We start from the raw sequence: 24,013 nt of genomic DNA on the forward strand, positions 1-24,013 counted from the left end.
TTAATACACAGCTTCTTAGATAGAGCCTACCATCTTCGCTGAGCAATTTAGGATGTAAACAGCGGCAAGTGCAGCAGCGGAGCAAATCAGCCATGAAAAACTACTGGCAAATCGGTTCGGTGTTTGGCATTCCGCTCCTACTGCACACCTCCTGGTTTTTCGTCCTCGCTCTATTTACGCTGCATTTTGGCTCAAGCTGGCAGCAGCAAAACTGGCGCAGTTCAACGGCTTGGAGTGCCGGATTTGCAATGGCGCTGCTGCTGTTTGCCTCGGTTTTGCTGCATGAACTCGGCCACTGTCTCGTGGCACGATCGCAAGGCATTTCGGTTCGATCGATCACGCTATTTCTGTTCGGCGGCGTGGCGGCGATCGAGTCTGAATCGAAAACGCCGCAGCAGGCGTTTCACGTGGCGATCGCTGGCCCGGCTGTCAGTTTTGGCCTGTGCGTTCTGCTGCTGCTGTTGCGATTGCTGTTGCCCCTCCCGGAACCTGCCGCGATCGTGCTGGAAACCTTGGCGAGCATCAACTTGATTTTGGCGCTGTTTAACATGATTCCCGGTTTGCCGCTAGATGGTGGACAAGTCCTGAAGGCGGCAATTTGGCAGACGACCGGAAGTCGGCAAAAGGGAGTCCGCTGGGCGGCCAGAGTCGGCCAAACGCTGTGCTGGATTGCGATCGCAGCGGGAATCACTTTGTATTTTGTCACCTCGCTCCGAGCGATCAGCGGCTTGTGGATCGCGCTGCTGGGCTACTTTGGCATCCGCAGCGCCAGCGCTTACCGTCGCGTTGCCAATTTGCAAGATGCGCTGTTGCGACTGAAGGCCAGTGACGTGATGCGGCGAGATTTACAGGCGATCGACGCTCACCTAAGTCTGAACGACCTCGCCACAAAGTCGCCCGCCACCTATCGCGTCATTGAAAATCAGCGAGATTGCGGCATCATCTGGCCAGAAGCGGCTTCTGGGTCTTGCGTCGGAACTGCACCTGTGACGAGCGTGATGGAGTCGATCGATCGACTGGCGATCGTGGATGAAGCCACTTCGCTCTGCAGCGTGGTCGAGCAGCTTGAAACAACGCGGCGAGTCGTGGTTGTGGCGGCGGGTGAACTGGTGGGCGTGATCGATCGCGGCGATGTGGTCGAGGCGATCGGACGGGCGCTCAAGCTGCCAGTTGCGGCTTCGGTGGTCGATCGCGTCCGAGCGGAAAATGTTTACCCGCCCGGACTGGAGCTTGAGGCAATTGCGCGATCGGCAGGCTGAGATTTGATCTGCTGCCATTCGGCTTCGGTCAGCGGTGCTGGCTGCAAACTCATTTGAAAACAAGCTTCCGCAGCCGCTTCGAGGGCGAAAATGAGATCAGATTGTGAAATTGTGGGGACATTGATCGCCTCATCCGTGCCAAAAACCTGCTGAAACAAAGCGCGATCTGGCTCCAGACGAATCGAACCATGCTGCAAAATTGCCGTTCCGCGTCTGACCTGAGCGCTACCAATCAACTTCGTGCCCTCAGGCATGACGAGATCGGCGGCTGTCGCCGTTCCGAAGCAGTTGGGATTGTGAATGTAGCCGCGTCCGGCTGAACCAAAGTCGAGATTGATTCCAAGCGATCGCCAACCCGCAATCAAAAATTCGCAGATCGATCGATAGGCCTGCATCCGGTTTCCCTCGCCAGACGTGATTACGGCATAGGTGAGATCGCCCTGATGCAAAACCGCCCGTCCGCCGCTGGGTCGTCGTACCAAATCGATCGCTTCGCCTTGCCAGGACAAATTGCGCCACTCGATCGGATAGCGTGACTGATGAAAGCCAAGTGAAATGGCGATCGGTTTCCAGGTGTAAAAGCGCAGGACGGGCGGCTGGTTGCCCTGACAGAATTGCTCAAATAGCCACGAATCGATCGCCATCTGCACCGATCCGGGCGCGGTGAGCAGAGGAATCGATCGCCACTCGGTCACGCTAGCTGGCGGCAAATTCAGCCTGTAGCGCTTCGTCGTTGTCGTCGGCAACAGTGGCGACAACCGTGATATTGCGCGAAACTTCTCCGGGCGATAGTTCCGCAACCGTCCGCGTCGCAGAAACAATCACTTGATTTTCAACGATGCCAAAACGCGCTTCAAACGTGCTTGACCAGTTCATCTCCAGCAGTTTTCGCAGCAGCAAGCCTTCGTTTTGCACCGGAAGTTTGAGGATGGGCGACCAAACGGTCAGCGTGTCTTCGTCGGTTTCTCCGGTAAGCTGGACGAAAACTTCGACGCTGCCATATTTGAACTTCCACAGGTGGCCTTGCTCAGAATGGCTCACCATCGCACTGTCATCTTCCTGCAAGCTGCTAATTACCGTTTCGATCACCTCCAGATGATTGGCAGAAGCAATTTCTTCAGTTAGCAGCGCTTGACTTGCATCGTCAGTCCCAGAAGTGTAAGTCATTGTTTTTAATAGTTTTGCAGCGTTGTCCATCCCAACTGTAGCTTTTTGGGAGGCGATCGCTTCTGTAATTTGTCTGATTTTTTACGACTTGGGGTTTTGGTTTGACCCTCCACCCCAAATCGCTTACTGCTCGATCGGCTTGCGGGCAAACCAGCACTTGCTCATGAAGTGCGATTCGGTTGCGATGTCGATGAACCCTGCTTCTTTGAGACGAGCTTCCATGTCGTCAACGGTGTAGTTGCGATAGTACGGCTCGTGGAACATGGCCGCAAAGCCTTCCATCAGCGGAGCAAGTTCCGGTGAATCGCTCATCTGAATTGAGTCGCAAATCACAAAGACGCCTCCGGGCGCAATGACGCGGAACGCTTCGTTGATCACAGTTTGGCGGACGGCTGCGGGCAGTTCGTGGAACAGATAGACGCAGGTGACGGCGTGGAAGTAGCGATCGAGATACGGCAGTTCCTCGGCGTTCGCCTGCACCAGTTGCGGCAGTTCACCCGGATCTTCCGACAAAAGCTGATTGGCTTTTCGCAAATAAGCCGGAGAGAGATCCGAACCGTACAGCGACACGTCCGACAGTGCGCCGCGAATCATCTTCAGCGTCCGGCCTGTGCCACAGGCGACATCGAGGATGCGAGTTTGGCGAGTGTTGGGTGCGCCCATCTCGGCCAGTCCGCGCTTGAGCGGGGCAAGAATGCGGCGGCGCATCGCATCGGCGGAGCCGTTGAACAGAATTTCCACCTGCAAATCATACAGATTGGCGGATAGATCGCTAAGATAACCGTCAGTTTGGTGGTGGAAGTTTTGCAGATAATAGCTGGGGTAGCCCTCAGTTTTGATGTTTTCCGAAAAATCCTGGTAGCGCTTTTGGTTGGCGCGATCCCAAATCTGCGGCATATCCAGCCACAAAAGCGGATAGAAGCGGAAAAAGTCTGCCCAGGGATTATCAAAAACGAGGCTGGCTGAGTAGACGCCGCGATCGACATCTGCCCAGTCGGTTTCGATCAGTTGATTCAAACGCTGCTGCACTTTGAGGAGCAGTTCAGGAGAAAGGCCGCTGGTATTAATGCGTTCCGATCGCGGAGCCAGCAGGTTTAATAAACTCGTACTTAAAGCTTTATGAGTCAGCCCGAAGACGCTCTTGCCTTGTTGGAAGGACTGGTAGGCCAACTTGGTGAGAGTATCAGCCATTGGATTTGATCAGGAAAATAGCAACTACTGTGAATAAGTGTAACGAAGATAAATCTTGATGGACGGAACCAATTCAGAGGATTTGTGAGTTTGAGGCGTTGATGTAGGGGTAGGGCGCTATCATGTCCTTAAAAATCGATTTTTTGATTAAGAAATTTTGCTGTCGATCGAACTTTGCTACACGACCTTGCTTAGAGCAGAAATGCCCCACGCCCCGGATTGCTGCCGAAACATACAGAAGATTTTGTGATTTTGAGTAGCCCTATCTGCTGCAAGTGAGCGAATCAGATTCGCGATCGGAGGTGTAGCTAGACGCAAAGTAATCGCTGGCGATTGCAGGCGTGAAAGGGAATTGATGCCTTCACAGACCAGCCGCAAAATCATTGCGCGATATTACGATCGATCGCGGATAATAGAGAGGTTTTAATCGCGCCAGTCCTTTTCTACGAGCCATGCGAAGCTACTACTGCGGCCAGATCCGCCCCGAACATATTGGAGAAACCGTCACCCTTTATGGTTGGGTCGATCGCCGTCGCGATCATGGCGGCGTGATTTTTCTAGACTTGCGCGATCGATCGGGCATCGCCCAAATTGTCAGCGATCCAGAGCGAACGCCGACTTCTTATGATGCGGCAGACGCGCTGCGAAACGAGTACGTGGTGCGGATTACGGGTCGCGTCACCCGTCGCCCCGATGAATCGCTCAATCCCCGCTTGGCAACAGGCGAAGTGGAAATTTATGCCGAAGAAATTGAACTGCTGAATGCCGTTCGCAAACAGCTTCCGTTTCAGGTGTCAACGGCAGATACCGAAACGGTGCGCGAAGATCTGCGCCTGAAATATCGCTATTTGGATCTCAGACGCGATCGCATGAGCCGTAACCTACAGTTGCGCCATCAGATCGTCAAAGCGATTCGCCGCTATCTTGAAGATGCCGAAGGCTTCATCGAAGTGGAAACGCCAATGCTGACGCGATCGACGCCGGAAGGCGCTCGCGATTTTCTCGTTCCCAGCCGCGTCAATCCGGGTGAATTTTTCGCTCTGCCGCAGTCGCCGCAGCTTTTCAAGCAGCTTTTGATGGTGTCGGGACTCGATCGCTACTATCAGATCGCTCGCTGCTTTCGCGATGAAGACCTCAGAGCCGATCGCCAGCCGGAATTTACGCAGCTTGATATGGAAATGAGTTTCATGTCGGTCGAGGAAATCATCGACCTGAACGAAAAACTCGTCTGCCACATCTTCAAAACGGTTAAAGAGATCGAGTTGCCGCGCCCTTTTCCGCGCCTCACCTATGTCGAAGCAATGGATCGTTACGGCAGCGACAAACCCGATACGCGCTACGGACTGGAACTCGTTGATGTTTCCGATTTGCTCAAAGATTCAGGATTTAAGGTATTTTCGGGCGCGATCGCCAGCGGTGGCATCGTCAAAATTCTGCCGATTCCCGGTGGCAATGATGCAATCTCGAATGTGCGAATCAAACCGGGCGGCGATCTGTTTAATGAAGCAGCCTCGGCAGGTGCAAAAGGTTTGGCCTACATTCGCGTCCGCGACGATGGCGAAATTGACACGATCGGCGCGATCAAAGACAACCTCAGTCCGGAACAAAAAGCGGAACTGCTGGAGCGAACCGGAGCCAAACCCGGACATCTGCTGCTGTTTGGTGCAGGCGATACGAATACGGTCAACAAAACGCTCGATCGACTGCGGCAAACGATCGCTCGTGAACTGAATCTGATTCCACCGGACAAAATTAATTTGCTGTGGATCACCGACTTCCCAATGTTCGAGTGGAATGCAGATGAAAAGCGATTGGAAGCACTGCATCACCCGTTCACCGCTCCGCATCCTGACGATCTAGCCGACCTGAAAACGGCTCGCGCTCAAGCGTATGATTTGGTGTTCAACGGCTTTGAGATTGGCGGCGGCAGTCGGCGGATCTATCAGCCAGATTTGCAGCAGCAAGTCTTTGAAACGATCGGGCTTTCGGCTGAAGAAGCGCACAACAAATTCGGCTTTCTGCTCGAAGCGTTTGAGTACGGAACGCCTCCACACGGCGGCATTGCCTATGGACTCGATCGCCTCGTGATGCTGCTGGCCGGAGAAGAATCGATTCGCGATGCGATCGCCTTTCCAAAAACGCAGCAGGCTCGCTGTTTGCTGACAAATGCACCTTCAACAGTAGATGACAAGCAGTTGAAAGAGTTGCAGATTGCCACGACGAATAAGCCGAAGTCGTAGGGGCGATCGACAGGCTGGGGCTGAGGTGAAGCTGGTAGATGCACAAGAGATACCAGCGCTGCGAACCTACTGCGGAGCAGCAAGCTTCAATGTCCAGTAGTGTTGCCATTGCTCAGTGCCCAGATCGTCCGAGAGGAAAACATGTCCCACGCCGATTTCTCGCATGTTGGGATTCAGCATGTTGGCTCGATGTCCGGGACTGTTGCTCCAGCCGTCTACAACCAAAGCAGCCGTTGCATAGCCCGCCGCGATATTTTCCGCCGCAGTCGAAAATTGATATCCGGCGGCGCGAATGCGCTGATCAAAGGTCGTACCGTCTTTATTGTTGTGGCTATAGAAATCTTGCGAGGCCATGTTTTGGCTGTGTCCTTGAGCAGCAGCATTGAGCCGTCTGTTCAGCCGCACCGAAGTCAGGCCGTTGCGCGATCGAAAATCGTTGACGAGTGACAAAACCTGCTCGGCCACGCTGGGGGCGGGAGGTGTGGAAGGCAATCCTTTGATTGGTGCTGCCGCAGTGGTTGCCAAGCTCAAACGGTAGTTGTTTGTGCCGCGTCCGGTTGTGGAAACTTGCAGAAAATAAGTTCCTGCCGCGAGATTCGACTGAATTGCTTTTCCCTGCGGACGCATCCGTTCGGCTGCGATCGCTTCACCTGCATCGATCAGCCCGTTTCGATTGCGGTCTTGGATCAGTTGCAGATTTGCTCCCCGACCGGAGCTTCTAAACTGCAAGTTGAGTTTGCTGGTGTTTGTCAAGCTGAAGCTGAATAAGTCGCTGCGGTTTTTCGCACTGACGCGATCGCGAATCGTAGCCGCATCCGAAATTGGCACGGCAGCATTCAGATTGCGCTGACCAGATTGCATCATGACTCTGTCCGAAAAGTACTTTTCCAGGTAAGCCATCGGACTTGGCGATCGCCAACCTGGAATGTACGGATGTTCCAACTTCTCAGATCGGACGGCAAACGAAGCGATCGACTTCAACGAGGCGGAATCGCTGGCTTAAATTTTGCAATTACAAATTTCATCCCTCCGCGAAATCTTGGAGGATTCCTGCCGATTCTGGGTAGTATAGTTTTGACGGCAGCGCATTCCCGCGATCGAAATTGGCTTGCTCTTTGCACGTTGAGCCAGCGGCGGATGGTTGTTTGAGTTCTAAAACTGTCATTTTTTTATGCAGACTGAAGCTTTCAGTAAGCTTTTCCCGCTTTTCAACGCCGCCAGTCCCGACACGCTCGACTGGCTGCTGTCGATCGCCACTGAACACGACTATCCTGCCGATCGCGCCGTGCTGATGGAAGATGCGTGGGGTAACGCTGTGTATTTTGTCGAATCTGGCTGGGTGAAGGTGCGGCGACATGCAGGCGAAGCCGTCGTTACGCTGGCAATTTTGGGACAGGGTGATTTCTTTGGGGAAATGGCAATTCTCGACGAGTCGCCGCGATCGACTGATGTGGTTGCCCTCTCACCTGTCAAGCTGCTCAGCATTTCTGCCCAAAAGTTTATCCAAACCTTGTTTCGCGATTCGCAGCTTCACCACCGAATGCTGCAACTCATGGTGCGCCGTTTGCGCCAAACCAACTTTCGCTTTCAGCTCCGCCAGCAGCGACCCGCCATCAAGCTCGCCAATACGCTTTTGGCATTGGGGGAAAACTACGGTCAGCAATCGCCACAGGGAACCGACATTTTCAACATTCCCACCAAAGATTTAGCGGATGTTGCAGACATTCGCGAAGACGAAGCAGCCTACATCATGGAAAAGCTGCACACGAAAGGGTTAATTCAAGTCGATCCCGATCGCCAACTGATTCACCTCGTCCGCATCAAGCATCTCGCGCATTTGGCAGGTCGAATTTAATCCAGGCAGGGACACGGTGACGCCATGCCCCTGTGAAGATTGGTGAATCGATCTAAACCAAACCTGGGCCTTTGCCGCGATCGTCGTGGTCGCTTGTCAGCTTGCCGGATTCGTCGGTGTCGTTAATTTCCGCGAGTTCCGCTTCTCGGTCTGCGGCTTCGGCGGCTTCTTTTTCCTGCAAGTCTCCCGGTTCTTCGTAATACATTTCCGGCTCGATCGCGTAGTTGTTCACCAAGCCTTCTTTATCAACTGTGTAGCCCTCAGTGGCTGGATCAGTGTCGTCTGGTGTGTGCTTGTATTCTTCGCCTTCTCGCTCCACGCGGGCAGCCGTTTCAGCCGGAATAATGCCGCGATCGTAACTGTCAGATTCAACGTTCGGATTGCTCATGTTATCCTCCACACAGATTTATTGATTTACTTGCAGTATTGAGGCGCAGTTGAAATTTTTCCACCTACCTTAAGGCTGAAATGCTGAATGATTTCGCCGTCTATCGAAGTTGCTTGCTTCAAGTCAGAACTACGATCGCAAGTGCGCTCATCTAAAACAAATTGCGCCACTGCTGCTCGATTGCAGCGGCTTCCGGCGTTCCTTCTAGCGGAAACATCGGCAAAAAATCTTTATCGGTTTGAACTTCGTAAGGACCCTCTTTAATTTCCAGCATCACGGTATTGGGCTGAAGTGCGACCAGGGTGTGATAGGTTCCTTCAGCCAGTTCAACCGCGCGAGTTGCACCTTCTGCACTGAGCCGTTCTGTGTCAATCGGTTCGCCTTCTCCATTCATCACGATCAAACCGATCGCCCCTTGAATCACCAGGAAAAACTCAAAGCCGTTCACATCGGGAACGCGCTGGTGGCGATGTGGGCGCACATAGGTTCCGGGCTGCAACACGTTGAGAAATCGCTGAACGCGCTCAGAATGCTCGTGGAAGTTATAGTTCTGCCGCTGCCGCGAATTCGATCGCGCCTGGTCTGCGATCGAGTCCATCAGGTCTTGAGTCAAGCGTTTGAGCGGCAGCGGTTCCACGAGCAGTTTTGGCAAGACGATGGAGGCTAGCCTAGCGCAGGATCACAGTTGGAGGCAAATGCGATCGCGACTGAATGAGCACACAAATCTATCAGCGGAGAGAAGGCAGCGGTAAAGTGGCAATTGTCTAGCACAAACTATTAAAAATGCCTGTGACGACCTACTCAAATTGGTAGAAAAGATTAATTTTGACTGTAAAGAAGAATTTTGTAATTTATCACACAAATTATGAGCAATTTGCCTGAAACAACGAGCGATCCTCGATCGAAAAGTGTCGCCGCTGCTGCTAATTGCCGGGTGAGTTGATGGAGTTGCGATCGCTGTTTTGTCTCTTCCTCAAGACGGGGATCGCCCAGTGTGCAAGCGATCCCCGTCTTTCTACGGAGGAGTTGATGTTGCCACTTTCGGAAAAGGCTGACATAATTAAACTGATTGATAAGTAACGTTTCTCGGTGCAATCTAACTTCAAATTTGTTTGCTGAATTCTGAGCCGTTACTTCCGAGAATAACCAAGTTCAATATTCTTTTTCGCGAGTTAAAACCCATGCTGTTAGAAACCCCTAAGTTCGAGGAACTCAAGACGCCAGCAGTGCAGTCGATTCACTGCCCCAACTGCGGCAGCTTTGCCAAGCGCCATTTGCTCGCGAGCGAAAAGACGCAGACCGAATGCCCGACCTGCGACTATTTCATGCTGACCTGCTCGCGCACAGGCAGCGTCCTCGAAGCGTATGCGCCCGGAATGTGGATGCGTTAGATCGATTTAAGCGCGACCAAGTTGCGCCTGTGACGCTCGCAACTGCCCACAGGCCGCATCTGCTTCTAGACCGCGCGATCGCCGCACACTCACCGCAATGTGCCGATCCTGCAATGCCTGCACAAACGCTTGAATGCTGCGGGGATCAGGCCGCTTGTAGCTGACTTCACGAATCGGATTGTATGGAATCAGGTTGACGTGACTTTGAAAGCCGCGCAGCAATGCGGCCAGTTCGATCGCATGTTCCAGTCGGTCATTCAAGCCGCCCAGCAAAATATATTCAAAGCTGACGCGCCGTCCGGTCGTCTGCACATATTCCTGACATTCAACCAGCAGCGCTTGGATCGAAAACTTGTGAGCACTCGGAATTAGCTGTTCACGCAGTGCTTGGTTCGAGGCGTGGAGACTCACAGCTAAGGTCGCCTGAAGCTGATGCTGCGCTAGTCGGCGGATCGCGTTGGGAATGCCCACTGTGGAAATGGTGATCGATCGCGCCCCAATGCCGATGTCTTCGTTGATCGATCGCACAGCCACCAGCACATTCTCAACATTTAGCAGCGGCTCGCCCATGCCCATAAACACAATGTTGCTGACCCGCTGCCCAAAATCTTCCTGGACGGTCAACACCTGATCGACAATTTCATGCGGAGCAAGATTGCGTAAAAAGCCGCCTTTTCCGGTCGCGCAAAAATCGCAGCCCATCGGACAGCCGACCTGAGAGGAAACGCAAACCGTCAGCCGCTTTTCAGTCGGAATCCCGACCGTCTCGATAATCTGTCCGTCCGCCATCCGCAGCAGAAATTTTACCGTGCCGTCCGGAGCCGCCGATCGATAGTGCAGTTCCGATCGCCCAATTGCCACGTCCGCCATGCTCGATCGCCACGCCTTCGGAAACACCGAAATGTCCGCGATCGATCTAGCTCCCTGCTGGTAAATCCACTGATGCAGTTGTTTTCCGCGATAGGCAGGCTGGCCGTGCTGCTGCACCCAAGCGCTGAGTTCCGCTAGGGACATACCCAACAGCGGCGTTTGCGTAGCGGTTTGTTCTAAAAGTTCAGTCGTCATGGTGCGATCGATCGGTCTGTTTCGATCTTAGCGGCTGCGATCGCCAGACGGCGTTATTTTTTAGGGCGATCGCTCCTCATATTTGATCCGCGACTGGTTGGATCGATCGGTTTAGCAGGAGGTGGATCTACCTGAAGCTGCGATCGCCCGTTGCGAATGACGCGAATCATTTCGGCTAGCTGCTGCTCCATGTCGCGCAGGACGCGATCGGCGTAGGCATCCGCTCCGGCTTGGACATCTTCGCACTCCGCGATCGTGATGCGGCGCATTTCCTCTAAATCTTGCTGAGCCTGACGGCGCATTCGCTCGATGTCGGCCATCGTTTGCTCTTGAGCGGCTTCGCATTCTTGCTGAACGCGCTGGCGGATTTGTTGCGCTTCCAGTTCTGCTTGGCGAATCAAGCCCATTTCGTCCAGAATTTGGGCGGCGCGGCGTTCGGCAGATTCCAAAATTTCTTGCGCGTACTGTTCGGCTTCCAGCAAAATTTCGTCTTTGTGGCGTACCACTTCGGCAGCTTCCTGAAAGGCAGCGGGCAAACCAAGGCGAATTAGATCAAGCTGGTCGAGAATTTGCTCTTCGTCGATCAGCGTCCGCCGACTGAGGGGAATGCGCGGACTGTCGAGGATCATTTCTTCGAGCTTGTTTAGCTCGGTGGGAATGTCTACCGTTCCTCGTGCTGCATCTCCATAGGCAGTTCCATCTTGCGGACTGGCTCCGTTACGGTTGGCGTCGCCACTGCTTCGAGCGGCGCTGTTGGAGGTGGAGGAGTCTGGACGTAGCATCGGTGGATGTCCAAAGCAACAGATGAAGGAACAAGGTGGTCGATCGGGCCGCCAAAGCGAGCAATTTCTTTGACCTGACTACTGCTAAGGAAGCTGTATTCGGTTGAAGTTGCCAGAAAAACCGTTTCGACGCGATCGGACAGGGTTTTGTTAGTATGCGCCATTTGTAGCTCTTTCTCAAAATCAGAAACAGCCCGCAGGCCGCGCAGCAAGACGCGAGCTTGACGCAGTTGGGCATAGGTGACGGTTAATCCGTCAAAGCTGTCTACTTCGACATTTGGCAAGTGCTGGGTCGATCGCTGGATCTGCTCTACTCGCTTTTGTACCGTAAACAGCGGCGTCTTGCTGGGATTGGACATGACCACGACGATCACTTGCTCATAAAGCTGACAGCCCCGCTCAATGATGTCGAGATGGCCGAGGGTAATTGGGTCGAAGCTACCAGGGTAGATTGCAATCACGGCTGATGCAAGCGCAAAGGATCTGACGCTGATTATACCGGACGCTTCGATCGCAATTCCTGCGGGCATCTGGTCAACAATCGCACAAGTGACGAAGGGCGATCGTGCCCATCTTGCAATCATTCTCCAGTGACTGACTCAATCAATTCACTTGGCTTCTGCCTTGACACTGCTGCAACTAAAATCTTCCTTTCAAGTTTGTTTATCACCACTCTTCATCTGGTCCAGGCGCTCTCTCAGAAGGGTGCGAATTTTGCCAGCTAAGGATAGTTCTTGCCATGCAACATCGGTACGGCAATCGATCTGCTCACGCATATCGCTGACATCGACGCTGATTCTGTCCTTCTGTGCCATGTACCGCTTCAGTCTTTACATTGCTGCTACTCAAACTTTTCTTCTCTTTTCAAATGATCTAAACGGGCTTTTACCGCTTCTTTCAGTAGAATGTTTGCCATTTGCGAGACAGATCGCTGTTCGTGGTCTGCCAGGATCTTCAAATCCCGCTTCAAATCATCGTCAGCATAAATACTTAACTTAGGAGCTTTCGCTGGCATATTGACTGACCAGAAGTGCAGAACTGACAGCACTTTCATCGATCGATCGTACCGCTATTCACTCTACCGAGCGTCACCGAGCATCAATCTCAAGGTCTACTTAGAGTTACCTAGAAGTTTATAGAGTTGTTTTGCGTTACCTGTGGTATGCTGCAAATGACAACCAAAACAACACCCGTGCGATCGAGCTTGGAACCGAGACCGCACGGGTGTTGTTTCTACACGCAACGGTAGTTTTTCCATGATGCCAGAAGATTCACCGGAATTTGATGCCGGATCAGACCACGATTTGATATTGGAGGCTTACAAGCGCAGAGCCGAGCGGCGACTGGTCGATGAACTGCTTGATGCGATTCGGCAGGCAAACGAACCGCGACCCTTGGTGATTTTGGAGCGGCAGCAGGCTGATTTTTTGCGGAATTTGATGCTGGATTTGATTGCCGGAAATGAATCGGCTCGGTTTGCGATCGATCGACTCCGCATCGGGCTGGATTTACTTGATGGGCGCACCTAGGTTTTTTGGCCGACCCAAGGCGCTTGAGCAAGGTCAGCAAAGGTCGTGCAGCGATCGCGATCGAGTTCGTCAATGCGCTTTTTCTCCACATACATTTGCTTGTGGTAGTACTGGCTCAGTTCGATCGCCGTCAGGAAGTCGGTTTGCTGCCACAGTTCGCTGAAGTGGCGATAGCGTTTTTCGCACAACACACGCTCAAGACAGTCGGCAGCGGCTTTAATCACCAGCCCGGTGCGGACGAGGTCGCACTCGATTTTTTCTTCAAGGTGGAAGAGGTGATAGACCGCATTGAACTGAGTCGGAAATTCGGCGCAGCGATCGCGCAATTGCGACAGCAAATCCTCCTGATCCGCTAGCTCCAACACCTGCCGCCACAGAAAGCGGTGATGAGAGAGGCTGAACTGAAGGTCACGTTCTTCTAGGGCGGCAATTACGCTCGATCGATGTTCCGGCAGATGCAGATAGATTCGCAAGAGCGTTGCTTCTGCCTGCTCCAGAAAATCTCCGGGTGTCGGTTGAGGCGGTGGTGTTCGAGTGTCGTCGGGCGATCGCCTGCGCTGACGCCGCACCTGAGCCAGCAGGTTATCAGCCAAAAGCGGCACAAGGCGCGAATCGTTTTGGCTCAAGATTTCGGCGCAGTGGCGAACATAGTGTGTCCGCGTGTCGGCGTTGGCAATGTCGCCCAGCAGCTTGACGATCTGCTGCGTCACCTGCTGGAACTGGTCGGCTTGGCGGAGGTTGCGATCGATCAGCATTTGGGAAATTTGCCAGTCCAGCCACAGGGGAGCAGTGGAAACGAGCGATCGATACTCATCTGCTGAATTGGTTTTAAGGAATTCGTCGGGGTCTTTGCCCTGCGGAATATTGAGGACGCGCAACCGCACTTCACCGGAATAGGCCAGATCTGCGACTTCACCGATCGCCCGCTCTGCCGCCTTGTTGCCTGCCGCATCCGCATCAAAATTCAGTACGACCTGTTTTGAGTCGCAGTAGCGTAACAGCAGGCGGACTTGCGCGATCGATAATGCCGTCCCCAGACTCGCAACCACGTTAGCAATTCCGGCTGTGTGCAGCGCGATCGCGTCGAAATAGCCCTCGACCACGATCGCGCAGTCTTGTTTGGCGATCGCCGCTTTTGCCTTGTCAAGCGCAAACAGCGTTTTGCCTTTGTCGAATAGCGGCGTTTCCGGCGAGTTGAGATATTTGGGCTGCTCATCGCCCAGCGATCGCCCGCCAAAGCCGATCACTCGTCCCGTCAGATCGCAGATCGGAATCATCAGGCGATCGCGGAATCGATCGTAGTAGCCGCCCTGATTCGATCGCGGCACGATCAAGCCCGCCTGCTCGACCAGTTCGACCGGAAAGCGCTTTTGCTCGACCAAATAGCCGTAGAGCGTTTGCCATCCGGCGGGCGCGTAGCCGAGGTTGAACTGCGCGATGGTTTCGTCAGTGAGTTGGCGATCGTGCTTCAGATATTCCAGTGCCGCCCGTCCTGCCGACTGGTGCAGCGCGTGGGAGTAAAAGGCCGCTGTGAGTGCCGTAATTTCGTAAAGCTGTTCGCGTAAGGAAAGCTGCCGCTGAAATTCCTGTCGCTGCTCAGGCTCAAGCGTCTGAACGGGAATTTGATAGCGACGAGCGAGATCGAGAACGACTTCACCGAACGATCGCTTGCCAATTTCCATCAAAAACTTGAACGCATTGCCGCCTGCCCCGCAGCTAAAGCAGTAGTAAAACTGTTTGCCTGGACTGACGCTGAAGCTGGGCGATTTGTCATCGTGAAACGGACACAGCCCCGTGAAATCTTTGCCCCGCTTTCGCAGTACGACATGTTCCGACACAATATCGACAATATCGACGCGCTGCTTGACTTGCTCGATCGTATCGGGGTGCAGCCTGGGAGTGTCCATCGTGCCTGAAGGGGAATCGTTTGAGGCAGTATTGTACAACAGATGGAGGCAGATGGCAGGTCAGACAGTTTTTGCAACAAAAAAGCGCGATCGAGTCGATCGCGCTTTTGGTGAGTGAGTGGCAGAACCTAGCGGGGCGAAACGGGAATTTCCATCTCGTTAGCGGTTAGTTCACCGCTAAGCAGTTCCTTGACTGCCAGCAGCGGCCACAGCAAGCTGCTCAGCACGATGCTGACGGCTTTGGGAACGTTGATTACCACTTCATTGATTTCCGGCTCTTTCTGATTCCGTGCCCAGATGATGTACGTACGGCCTGACCAGCCGATCAGTCCGGCAATGTAAAGGAAGATTAAGCCAGGAATGGTGAATTCTCCAGCGTGGCTGAGGCGACCGTCCACAACGAGGTGCGGCAGACCTTCGGGACCACAGAGCAACGTGGAGTAGCGATCGAAGCGATCGCGGGCAGCAGGAGTGCGAGCGTTGGAGGCACGCTGCTGAAAGGCCGGAACATCCGCGCAGGGCGCAAGGCCACCGGGCGAATTGTCTTCTGCAAGGGCGGAAGGCGTGAAACCGACCCACAGAAATAGAATGAGGGCTAGAGCAAACAATCGACGCATTGGAATTGTTTCCCTTGATTACAAAAAACAAAGAATTTTGTACAAAAAGTAAAGGAATTTGTACAAACACTATCGAACTTCCCAGCAATCATACTGCTCAAGGGAAACGACGTAAAGTTAAGCTTTTCAACATCAATCTTTCTCCATGAATTTGATTCAAACTTTGGTCTTTCAAGATTGATAAAATTTATTAAGATAGGTTTATTCGACTTCAATAAGTGATAGCGGAATTGGTGTAGAAATGGCGATCGTTCTGGCAATTGAAACAAGCTGCGATGAAACCGCTGTGGCGATCGTGCAAGATCGTCAGGTTCTCAGCAGCGTCGTCGCCTCACAAATCACGACGCATCAGCAGTACGGCGGCGTTGTGCCCGAAGTCGCCTCGCGGCAGCATTTGGAAGGCATTAATCTGGCGATCGTCCAAGCCTTCGAGCAGGCAAATTTGGGCTGGGAAGCGATCGACGCGATCGCGGCCACCTGTGCCCCCGGACTGGTCGGCGCTCTGCTAGTCGGTCTCACCGCAGCCAAAACGCTTGCGCTGCTGCACCAAAAGCCGTTCTTGGGCATTCACCACCTGGAAGGCCACATTTACGCTTCTTACCTCAGCGATCCCACGTTGGAACCGCCGTTCCTCTGCCTCCTCGTCTCCGGTGGACACACGAGCCTGATTCACGTCAAAGCCTGCGGCAACTATGAAACTTTGGGACAAACTCGCGATGATGCGGCAGGTGAAGCGTTTGATAAGGTGGCGCGGCTGCTAAAGCTGGGATATCCAGGCGGACCAGCGATCGATCGCCTCGCCCAATCCGGCAATCCCCAAGCTTTTCCGCTGCCCGAAGGCCAAGTTTCTCTTCCGCAGGGCGGCTTTCACCGCTACGATTCGAGTTTCAGCGGCCTCAAAACAGCGGTTCTGCGTTTGACTCAAAAGCTACAGGAGGACGAACTGCCCGTAAACGATTTGGCGGCCAGCTTTCAGGCTACTGTTGCGAAAGCCTTGACGAAGCGGGCGATCGCTTGCGCTTTGGATTTCGGACTGAACACGATCGCAGTTGGCGGCGGCGTGGCAGCAAACAGCGGTCTACGTCAGCATCTCCAAGCAGCCGCAGCAAAACACAATCTCAGGGTAATGTTTCCGCCGATGAAGTTTTGTACGGACAATGCCGCCATGATCGGCTGCGCGGCGGCGGCTCATCTGGAAGCGGGTCACGTTTCGCCCTTGACGCTGGGAGCGCAGTCGCGATTGGCGATCGAGCGCGTCATGAGCTTGTATCAAGCCGAACCTGTTCAAAACTGAACTCTGTCAATTTCCGGATGTCCTGAACTGCCGCTGCTTCTAGATTGAAAGACGATTTGAGCTTCAATTTTTTTGATAGGCTCGATCGCCCACACCCAATTCCCGACATTCAACATGAGCGATCGCTTTCCCGATAATTTCTGGTGGGGCGCAGCCACCGCCGCCTATCAGATTGAAGGTGCAGCCCTAGAAGATGGCCGCAAGCCGAGTACCTGGGATGCCTTTAGCCAGAAGCCAGGAAAGGTGCTGAATGGGGATACGGGCGCGATCGCCTGCGACCACTACCACCGCTACGCAGACGACGTGAAGCTGATGGCTGACCTTGGCATCCGCCACTATCGCTTCAGCATCGCTTGGCCGCGCATCCTGCCAGAGGGACGCGGAGCCGTGAATCAGAAGGGACTCGACTTTTACAAACGACTGGTTGATACGCTGCGCGAACACAACATCACGCCACACGCCACGCTGTTCCACTGGGACACGCCGCAAGCCCTCGAACAAGCTTACGGGGGCTGGCAGAATCGCCAGATCGCTTCGGATTTTGCAGATTATGCGACGGTTGTAGTCAGAGAGTTGGGCGATCGCGTCTCGCACTGGATGACGCTCAACGAAATTGCCTGCTTCACGCATCTGAGCTATGCGGTCGGCTGGCATCCGCCCCACGCTCCGGGCAAGCAGGTGAAGCGACAGAAAGACGTGTGGCAAACGTCGCATCACGCGCTGCTGGCTCACGGCATGGCGGTTCAGGCGATTCGGACGGCTGCACCGGGCAACTGTTCGATCGCCCTTGTGGATAATCCGGTCGTCACGATTCCCCTCACCGAATCGCCTGCCGACATTGCCGCCGCGCAAGCTGCGTTTCCGGTTGCCAGCTTCGCCTCTGCTGCGAATGGTGGTCTGCTCTATCCCGCCCTGACTGGCAAGTATCATCCCGCCTTGCTCGATCGATTAGGCCGCGATGCGCCGGATATGCAGCCTGGAGATTTAGACATCATTCACCAGCCGATCGACGCTTTGGGACTGAACCTCTACACGGGAACGTATGTGCGGGCGATCGATCGCGATCCGGGCTTTGAACTGCTCGACGTTCCTCCGGGCTATCCGCGCTTACACATGCCTTGGCTGCAAGTCGTGCCAGAGTGCATCTACTGGGCAGTGCGGCACGTGAGCGAAACGGTGGGGCGATCGGATTTGCCGATGTGGATTACCGAGAATGGCTGCGCTGCCGATGACCAGCTCAAAAACGGCGAAGTAATCGACACCGATCGCATCTTCTATCTGCGTCAGCATTTCCGGCAGGCACTCCGGGCAACGCAGGAAGGCTATCCGCTGCAAGGCTACTTTGTCTGGAGCCTGATGGACAACTTTGAATGGGCGTGGGGCTTCGATCGCCGCTTCGGACTCATCTACATTGACTATCCGACTCAGCAGCGCATTCCCAAATCTAGCTACCACTGGTACCGCGAATGCATCCGCCAAAATCGCGTCGTTTAATGACGGTGCGCTTTCAAAGCCTTGCCAGGCTTTCCAAGAGCGTCGTTCAAAGTCACCCACTCGTGGGGGATTTAGGGGGCAAACCAGTCCTAATCCTCGCCCAGGTCGATCGCGTCCTCGTTGGGCGGTTCCTGAACGCGCAGCCGCACCGATTCGGCGTGAGAGGGTAGACCTTCAGCGAGGGCGAGGGCTTCGATCGCGCCCGAAACCTGCTCTAGTGCCGTCTGCGAATATTGAATCAAGCTGGAGTGCTTCATGAAGGTTTCCACCGTCAGCGCAGATGCATAGCGAGCCGATCCGGACGTGGGCAGCGTGTGGTTTGGTCCGGCAAGGTAGTCGCCAACGGCTTCGGGTGTGGAGTGACCCAGGAAAATCGCTCCTGCATGACGAATTTGCTCTAGCAGGCTCCAGGGATCGCTCACTTCCAGTTCGAGGTGTTCCGGGGCGAATTCGTTGCTGAGTTCGGCGGCGGTGGCAAGAGAATCGACGACGATGACCAGGCCATAGTGGGCGATCGCTTTCTCAGTGAGCAGTCGGCGCGGATGGTTGATCAACTGCTGCTTCACTTCTAGGACGACGTTAGATGCAAGCGCGGCATCAGTGGTAATCAAAATGGCCGCCGCCATCGGGTCATGTTCGGCTTGCGCCAGCAGATCGGCAGCGATGTGAACAGGCTTGGCGCTGCTGTCGGCAATCACCAGCACTTCCGAAGGTCCGGCCAGCGAATCGATTCCAACCGTGCCGTAGACCAGCTTTTTCGCCAGCGTCACGTAGATGTTGCCGGGACCTGTGATCACGTCTACTTTGGGGATCGTTTCGGTTCCATAGGCAAGGGCAGCGATCGCCTGCGCCCCACCGACTCGATAAATCTCCGAAACGCCTGCTTCTTGTGCAGCCACCAGAACCGCAGGATTGACGGCTTTTTCCGCTCCGGGCGGCGTCACCATGACGATGCGCGGTACTTTGGCAACGCGGGCGGGAATCGCGTTCATCAAAACCGTGCTGGCATAAGCGGCACGGCCACCGGGAATGTAGAGTCCGGCGCGATCGACCGGAGTATACCGCTTGCCCAGCACGACATCATCGGCCTCAAACTGCACCCAGCTTTTCGGAATTCGCTGGCAGTGAAACGCTTCGATTTTGCGGGAGGCAAGCTGAATTGCGTCAATTAAATCTTGAGGAACTTGGCGATAGGCGGCTTCGAGTTCTGCCCCGCTGACGCGCAGTTCTTCAGGCTTGAGCGTTTGCTGATCAAATTCTTCGGTGTAGTGGAGGACAGCGCGATCGCCTTGTCGCCGCACGGCCTGCAAGACTTGCTGCACGGTCGCCTCTTTGTGAACGATCTGGTCGTCCTGAGTTCGATCGCAAATTCGCCGCAGCTCGGCTTTTGCTTCAGATCGCTGAGTAATAATTCGCAGCATCGCCAAGAATTAACAACACCAATGCGCGGTTCCGAAGCTGGATGCAAGCGTGACGATCGCCTCACTCACCTACGCCCTTCTAGCTTAACCTGGAAACCTCCAAGATGCTGCGATTGCAATTGATTCACGCGCTTGAGGCTGACAAATTCGCGAGAAAAAAGCTCCTCTAGCGCAAAAGCAGCGACTAGAAGAGCGATCGGAGTATAGAAATCAAGCTCAAGCCAAGAGAACTCAGTTAACCGTGCTTACAGACCAAGCTGATTGCCCCGACGATATTGCAGATAGGCGGCTACGAACAAACCCGCCAGAGTCACGGGAATTAAGCCAAGCACGATTCCAGACAGCAACGGTTCAACCACAGTTTTGCTCCTTAACCTTGTCACAACATTAGTTTATCGTGTCGATCGCCCGCTGTCTGCCCGACTAGGTCGCTCGATTGGGGACGATCGCTGTCACATTGCTTCATTTAAGTTTGTATATCGTCATCATATCGCGAGTTGCTACCACTAGACGAATGCAAATTTGCACAACAATCAGCCGAAATTTCAGCAAAATCTTGAAGTTTTAAGCAATATCGATCGCATCGCGCTCAGGTTTCGCGATCGCCTTGCTAGGCTACTTTCAAAAACTTAAGTTATTTTATTAATTGAAAACCTTTTTGTTGCAAGACGTTGACCAGAGATCTTTTGAATAACCAGATTTCAACGACGGACACCTGGATTCAGGGGATTGCTCTGGCAATTCTGGCAGCGCTGTTTGCCCTGCTGGTGATCGTGCTGGGTGTTTATCAGTTTAGCCACACCGATCCTTATATCGAGAGCGTTTTGGCGCTGAAGGGCAATGCCCAGCAGGGCGAAGCGATCTTTCAAATGAACTGTGCAAGCTGTCACGGCATTTACGCTGACGGCATGGTGGGGCCAAATCTGCATCATGTGTCTGAACGTAAATCCTCAGTACGCATCATCAATCAGGTGATCAGCGGTCAAACGCCGCCGATGCCGCAGTTTCAGCCGAGTCCGCAAGAAATGGCCGACTTGCTAAAATACCTCGAAGCGCTTTGAGCCTTGCACCTGCTGCGATCGAAACGCAGCCAGCCGTCATCATAGAAAGGTGAGTTTTCCGGGTTGAAATGCAGGTTGCACCGATCGCGCAAGATCTCGTTTTGGTTGGGGGCGGGCACAGTCACGCGATCGCCCTGAAGCAGTTTGGCATGAAACCGATTCCGGGTGTTCGTATCACTCTGATTACCGATGTGGTGCAAACGCCGTATTCGGGAATGCTGCCTGGATATGTCGCCGGACTGTATGACTTTGACGAGTGCCACATTGATTTGCGACCGCTGAGCAACTTTGCCCAAGCGCAAATCGTCGTCGATCGCGCCGTCGGACTTGATCTCGTCAATCAGCGCGTGATTTGTGCGAACCGTCCGCCGATCGCGTTCGATGTTTTGTCGATCGGCATTGGCAGTACGCCGACCGTCGCGCCCGTCCCCGGAGCAGACAAATACGCGATCGCCGTCAAACCGATCGCCAAATTTCTCGACCAATGGCAGAAAATTCTCGATCGCGTCCGTGAAAATCCGCAGGAGCCGTTGACGCTGGCGATCGTCGGGGGTGGCGCGGGCGGCGTGGAGCTAACGCTGGCAGTGCAGGCGAATTTGCAGCGAATTTATCAGCAGTGCGGTCAGCCTCCCGCAAATTTACAGGTGCATCTGGTGCATCGGGGCGATCGACTTTTGCCGAGCCGCAGCGCGACGTTTGCGCGAAAGGTCGAAAAACTGCTGCGCGATCGCAACGTTCATCTGCATCTAAACGAATCGGTGATCGAGGTGGAGCGCGATCGCATCCGCTGCGAATCAGGACTCGAAATCGAATGCGCTTTTGTCTTCTGGGTGACGCAGGCATCGGCAGCAACTTGGCTACGCGAGTCGGGTTTGGCAACCGATGAAGATGGCTTTGTGCTGGTGGATGACTGCTTGCGATCGTCGCATCCGCAAATTTTCGCCGCTGGTGATGTCGCCACGATGCAAAATCATCCGCGCCCCAAAGCCGGAGTGTTTGCCGTCCGGCAAGGTCAGCCGCTCGCCCAAAACCTGCGTCGCGCCCTGCAAGGCGAATTGCTCCGCCCGTTTCAGCCGCAGAAGAACTATCTGATTTTGCTGGGAACTGGAACCGGAGCAGCGATCGCCTCTCGCGACCCGTTCTGCTTCGGTGCGGCGGGTTGGATTTGGAACTGGAAAGACCGGATCGATCGCCAGTTCATGCAGAAGTTCCGCGATCTGGAGCCGATGGGGTCAGAAGGCAGCGGGCAAACTTCCCAGAGCGGCAGCCGATGGGAGGCAGAACAGCCAGCGGTGATGCAGTGTGCGGGCTGTGGATCGAAGGTGGGCAGTGGAACGTTAGAAAGCGTTTTGCAGCGGTTGAAGCAGTCGGAGTGGTCGCAGCGGGAAGAGGTATTGATTGGGCTAGATGCGCCGGATGATGCGGCTGTCGTGCGAGTTCCGAGCGATCGCGTCCTCGTCCAGACGATCGATTACTTTCGCGATTTGGTGAACGATCCGTATCTATTCGGACAAATTGCGACGAATCACTGCCTGAGCGATCTATTTGCGATGGGAGCGAGTCCGCAAAGTGCCCTGGCGATCGCCACCTTACCCAGAGCGATCGAGTCGAAGCAGGAAGAAACGCTGTATGCGCTGATGGCGGGGGCGATCGACGTTCTCAATCAGGCCAATGCGGTTTTGGTAGGCGGACACACGATCGAGGGGACAGAACTGGCGTTTGGCCTGACCTGTAACGGTTTTGCGCTGCCCGATCGCCTGCTGCGAAAAAGCGGAATGCAAATTGGGGACGCGCTGATTTTGACGAAAGCGATCGGGACGGGGACGCTGTTTGCGGCGGATATGCGGTTGCAGGCGAAAGGCCGCTGGATCGAAGGGGCGATCGCTTCGATGCTGCAATCGAATCAAGCCGCTGCCAGCGTTCTGCAAGCGCATCACGCGAATGCCTGCACGGACGTAACAGGCTTCGGGCTATTGGGACATTTAGCCGAAATGGTGCAGGCGTCAAACGTTTCGGTGTCGCTGCAACTGGAGGCGATCGCGCTATTGGATGGAGCCGTCACGACTGCCACACAGGGAATTTTGAGTTCGCTGCATCCACAGAATTCGCGGGTCGATCGCCTCGTTCACACCGCACTCCGACAGCATCCGCACTATCCGCTCTTGTTCGATCCGCAGACAGCGGGCGGCTTGCTGGCAAGCGTTCCGCAAGCAGAAGCGATCGCCTGTTTGGAAACGCTCATCGCCAAAGGCTACACCCACAGCCGCATCATCGGGCAAGTTCTGCCGCCATCCAAGCAAGCAGCGATTACGATCGAATCATGACAGCGATCGTCGAATTTTTAGCGTTAGATCACCCGATTCTCGATGTGCGGAGTCCGGGCGAGTTCGCGCAGGCGCATATTCCGGGCGCGATCAGTTTTCCGCTGTTCACGGACGAGGAGCGGGCGCAAGTTGGCATTTGCTACAAGCAGGAGGGACGCGATCGCGCTGTCGAACTCGGTTTTGCGATCGCAGGCGGCAAATTCGCCGGATTCATCGCTCAGGCAAGGGAAATTGCGCCCGATCGCCAAGTGCGGCTGCACTGCTGGCGCGGCGGAATGCGAAGCGGGGCGCTCGCCTGGGTGCTGGGCATGGCCGGATTTGAAGTGACGACGCTCAAAGGCGGCTACAAGGCGTTTCGGCACTGGGCAATGCGGCAGAACGATCGATCGCTCTCCGTCGTGACGCTGGGCGGCATGACCGGAACGGGCAAAACGAACATTCTGGCGGCACTGGCGGCGGCAGGCGAGCAGGTGCTTGACCTTGAAGCGATCGCCAATCATCGCGGCAGCAGCTACGGGGCGTTGGGCTTGCCACCGCAGCCGAGTACTGAGCAGTTTGAAAATCTGATTGCAATGCAGTGGGCGAAATTCGATCGCGATCGACCCGTTTGGATCGAAGCGGAAAGTCGCGGCATCGGTCGCTGTCGCATTCCAATTGGCATTTTCAATCAGATGAAACAAGCGCCGATTTTGCAGATTGTCCGTTCGCGATCGGAACGCCTCAAGTTATTAGTTGAAATGTACGGCACGGCTGAAATTGAAGAATTAGTAACCGCAACCGATCGCATTCGCAAACATTTGGGCGGCTTGCGAACTCAGCAGGCGATCGATTTGCTTCGACAGAAAAAACTTGCAGAAGCATTTGATATTGTGCTGGACTATTACGACAAAACCTATCAGTATGACCTGGAGAAACGTCGGATTTTTGTTCATACGATCGATGTCACCAATTGCAGCGATCGCGAAAGTGCATTGCGACTGATAAAAGCGCATCAGCAGTTAATTGAATCAGCGATCGCAGTGTCTTAA

General features: G+C 54.3%; 23 protein-coding genes. 10 read left to right on the plus strand and 13 right to left on the minus strand.

What is annotated here, in order from left to right; translation table 11 throughout:
* Positions 1 to 92: 92 nt before the first annotated feature.
* A complete protein-coding gene (locus H6F67_RS16460) occupies positions 93 to 1,259 on the plus strand; it encodes a site-2 protease family protein (protein ID WP_190767707.1) in 1,167 nt (388 codons plus the stop codon).
* Here H6F67_RS16460 and H6F67_RS16465 read toward each other — a convergent pair.
* From H6F67_RS16465 to H6F67_RS16475, 3 genes are all read right to left on the minus strand, one after another.
* On the minus strand, positions 1,211 to 1,903 hold the full coding sequence (locus H6F67_RS16465) for a biotin/lipoate A/B protein ligase family protein (RefSeq protein ID WP_190767745.1): 693 nt from the start codon (positions 1,901 to 1,903) through the stop codon (positions 1,211 to 1,213). The genes H6F67_RS16460 and H6F67_RS16465 overlap by 49 nt on opposite strands.
* A 52-nt stretch (positions 1,904 to 1,955) precedes the next feature.
* On the minus strand, positions 1,956 to 2,426 hold the full coding sequence (locus H6F67_RS16470; protein WP_190767708.1) for a YbjN domain-containing protein: 471 nt from the start codon (positions 2,424 to 2,426) through the stop codon (positions 1,956 to 1,958).
* Positions 2,427 to 2,549: 123 nt separating this feature from the next.
* Positions 2,550 to 3,617: a class I SAM-dependent methyltransferase gene (locus H6F67_RS16475; RefSeq protein WP_190767709.1), complete on the minus strand. Its 1,068-nt coding sequence runs from the start codon at positions 3,615 to 3,617 to the stop codon at positions 2,550 to 2,552.
* A gap of 452 nt (positions 3,618 to 4,069) precedes the next feature.
* On the opposite strand from H6F67_RS16475, the gene aspS reads away from it, so the two are divergent.
* A complete protein-coding gene (gene aspS, locus H6F67_RS16480) occupies positions 4,070 to 5,857 on the plus strand; it encodes an aspartate--tRNA ligase (RefSeq protein ID WP_190767710.1) in 1,788 nt (595 codons plus the stop codon).
* Between the two features lie 66 nt (positions 5,858 to 5,923).
* On the opposite strand, the gene H6F67_RS16485 is transcribed toward aspS, so the two are convergent.
* Positions 5,924 to 6,721, minus strand: coding sequence for a CAP domain-containing protein (locus H6F67_RS16485; RefSeq protein ID WP_242020672.1), 798 nt, complete (start codon positions 6,719 to 6,721; stop codon positions 5,924 to 5,926).
* A 307-nt stretch (positions 6,722 to 7,028) separates the two neighbouring features.
* Between H6F67_RS16485 and H6F67_RS16490 the strand changes: the two genes are divergently transcribed.
* Positions 7,029 to 7,712, plus strand: coding sequence for a Crp/Fnr family transcriptional regulator (locus H6F67_RS16490; RefSeq protein WP_190767711.1), 684 nt, complete (start codon positions 7,029 to 7,031; stop codon positions 7,710 to 7,712).
* Between the two features lie 52 nt (positions 7,713 to 7,764).
* Here the strand turns inward: H6F67_RS16490 and H6F67_RS16495 are convergent, their stop codons facing one another.
* Positions 7,765 to 8,100, minus strand: a complete 336-nt coding sequence (locus tag H6F67_RS16495) for a hypothetical protein (RefSeq protein ID WP_190767712.1) — start codon at positions 8,098 to 8,100, stop codon at positions 7,765 to 7,767.
* Positions 8,101 to 8,251: 151 nt separating this feature from the next.
* Entirely contained in the window at positions 8,252 to 8,752 is a 501-nt protein-coding gene (locus tag H6F67_RS16500) for a WbuC family cupin fold metalloprotein (RefSeq protein WP_242020673.1), read from the minus strand.
* A gap of 529 nt (positions 8,753 to 9,281) precedes the next feature.
* Between H6F67_RS16500 and H6F67_RS16505 the strand changes: the two genes are divergently transcribed.
* Entirely contained in the window at positions 9,282 to 9,491 is a 210-nt protein-coding gene (locus H6F67_RS16505) for a replication restart DNA helicase PriA (RefSeq protein ID WP_190767713.1), read from the plus strand.
* A gap of 6 nt (positions 9,492 to 9,497) precedes the next feature.
* On the opposite strand, the gene rlmN is transcribed toward H6F67_RS16505, so the two are convergent.
* From rlmN to H6F67_RS16525, 3 genes are all read right to left on the minus strand, one after another.
* Positions 9,498 to 10,556 carry a 23S rRNA (adenine(2503)-C(2))-methyltransferase RlmN gene (gene rlmN, locus H6F67_RS16510; protein WP_190767714.1) on the minus strand — a complete coding sequence of 353 codons (1,059 nt, stop codon included), beginning with the start codon at positions 10,554 to 10,556 and terminating at the stop codon, positions 9,498 to 9,500.
* Positions 10,557 to 11,217: 661 nt separating this feature from the next.
* On the minus strand, positions 11,218 to 11,799 hold the full coding sequence (gene coaD / locus H6F67_RS16520; protein WP_313926846.1) for a pantetheine-phosphate adenylyltransferase: 582 nt from the start codon (positions 11,797 to 11,799) through the stop codon (positions 11,218 to 11,220).
* Positions 11,800 to 12,179: 380 nt separating this feature from the next.
* Complete coding sequence (locus H6F67_RS16525) at positions 12,180 to 12,392, minus strand: ribbon-helix-helix domain-containing protein (RefSeq protein ID WP_190767715.1); 213 nt, start codon at positions 12,390 to 12,392, stop codon at positions 12,180 to 12,182.
* Between the two features lie 202 nt (positions 12,393 to 12,594).
* On the opposite strand from H6F67_RS16525, the gene H6F67_RS16530 reads away from it, so the two are divergent.
* Positions 12,595 to 12,867: a hypothetical protein gene (locus H6F67_RS16530; protein ID WP_190767716.1), complete on the plus strand. Its 273-nt coding sequence runs from the start codon at positions 12,595 to 12,597 to the stop codon at positions 12,865 to 12,867.
* Here the strand turns inward: H6F67_RS16530 and dnaG are convergent.
* Both dnaG and H6F67_RS16540 read right to left on the minus strand, forming a co-directional pair.
* Complete coding sequence (gene dnaG / locus H6F67_RS16535; protein ID WP_190767717.1) at positions 12,864 to 14,774, minus strand: DNA primase; 1,911 nt, start codon at positions 14,772 to 14,774, stop codon at positions 12,864 to 12,866. The genes H6F67_RS16530 and dnaG overlap by 4 nt on opposite strands.
* A gap of 128 nt (positions 14,775 to 14,902) precedes the next feature.
* A complete protein-coding gene (locus H6F67_RS16540; protein ID WP_190767718.1) occupies positions 14,903 to 15,391 on the minus strand; it encodes a Photosystem I reaction center subunit III in 489 nt (162 codons plus the stop codon).
* Positions 15,392 to 15,632: 241 nt separating this feature from the next.
* Between H6F67_RS16540 and tsaD the strand changes: the two genes are divergently transcribed.
* Together tsaD and H6F67_RS16550 are read left to right on the plus strand one after the other, a co-directional pair.
* A complete protein-coding gene (gene tsaD / locus H6F67_RS16545) occupies positions 15,633 to 16,685 on the plus strand; it encodes a tRNA (adenosine(37)-N6)-threonylcarbamoyltransferase complex transferase subunit TsaD (RefSeq protein ID WP_190767719.1) in 1,053 nt (350 codons plus the stop codon).
* A 114-nt stretch (positions 16,686 to 16,799) separates the two neighbouring features.
* Positions 16,800 to 18,179 carry a GH1 family beta-glucosidase gene (locus tag H6F67_RS16550; RefSeq protein ID WP_190767720.1) on the plus strand — a complete coding sequence of 460 codons (1,380 nt, stop codon included), beginning with the start codon at positions 16,800 to 16,802 and terminating at the stop codon, positions 18,177 to 18,179.
* 89 nt (positions 18,180 to 18,268) lie between these two features.
* Here H6F67_RS16550 and hisD read toward each other — a convergent pair whose 3' ends face one another.
* Both hisD and petG read right to left on the minus strand, forming a co-directional pair.
* A complete protein-coding gene (gene hisD, locus H6F67_RS16555; protein ID WP_190767721.1) occupies positions 18,269 to 19,600 on the minus strand; it encodes a histidinol dehydrogenase in 1,332 nt (443 codons plus the stop codon).
* A gap of 245 nt (positions 19,601 to 19,845) precedes the next feature.
* Positions 19,846 to 19,959: a cytochrome b6-f complex subunit V gene (petG, locus tag H6F67_RS16560; protein ID WP_072234340.1), complete on the minus strand. Its 114-nt coding sequence runs from the start codon at positions 19,957 to 19,959 to the stop codon at positions 19,846 to 19,848.
* Between the two features lie 327 nt (positions 19,960 to 20,286).
* On the opposite strand from petG, the gene H6F67_RS16565 reads away from it, so the two are divergent.
* From H6F67_RS16565 to mnmH, 3 genes are all read left to right on the plus strand, one after another.
* The gene (locus H6F67_RS16565) at positions 20,287 to 20,661 is read left to right on the plus strand and encodes a cytochrome c (RefSeq protein ID WP_190767722.1); all 375 of its coding nucleotides are present in this window, start codon (positions 20,287 to 20,289) and stop codon (positions 20,659 to 20,661) included.
* A gap of 68 nt (positions 20,662 to 20,729) precedes the next feature.
* Complete coding sequence (selD, locus tag H6F67_RS16570; protein ID WP_190767723.1) at positions 20,730 to 22,985, plus strand: selenide, water dikinase SelD; 2,256 nt, start codon at positions 20,730 to 20,732, stop codon at positions 22,983 to 22,985.
* On the plus strand, positions 22,982 to 24,013 hold the full coding sequence (gene mnmH, locus H6F67_RS16575) for a tRNA 2-selenouridine(34) synthase MnmH (RefSeq protein WP_190767724.1): 1,032 nt from the start codon (positions 22,982 to 22,984) through the stop codon (positions 24,011 to 24,013). The genes selD and mnmH overlap by 4 nt, the downstream gene beginning before the upstream one ends.

Source organism: Microcoleus sp. FACHB-1515 (genome assembly GCF_014696105.1).
GTDB lineage: Bacteria > Cyanobacteriota > Cyanobacteriia > Elainellales > Elainellaceae > JAAUTJ01.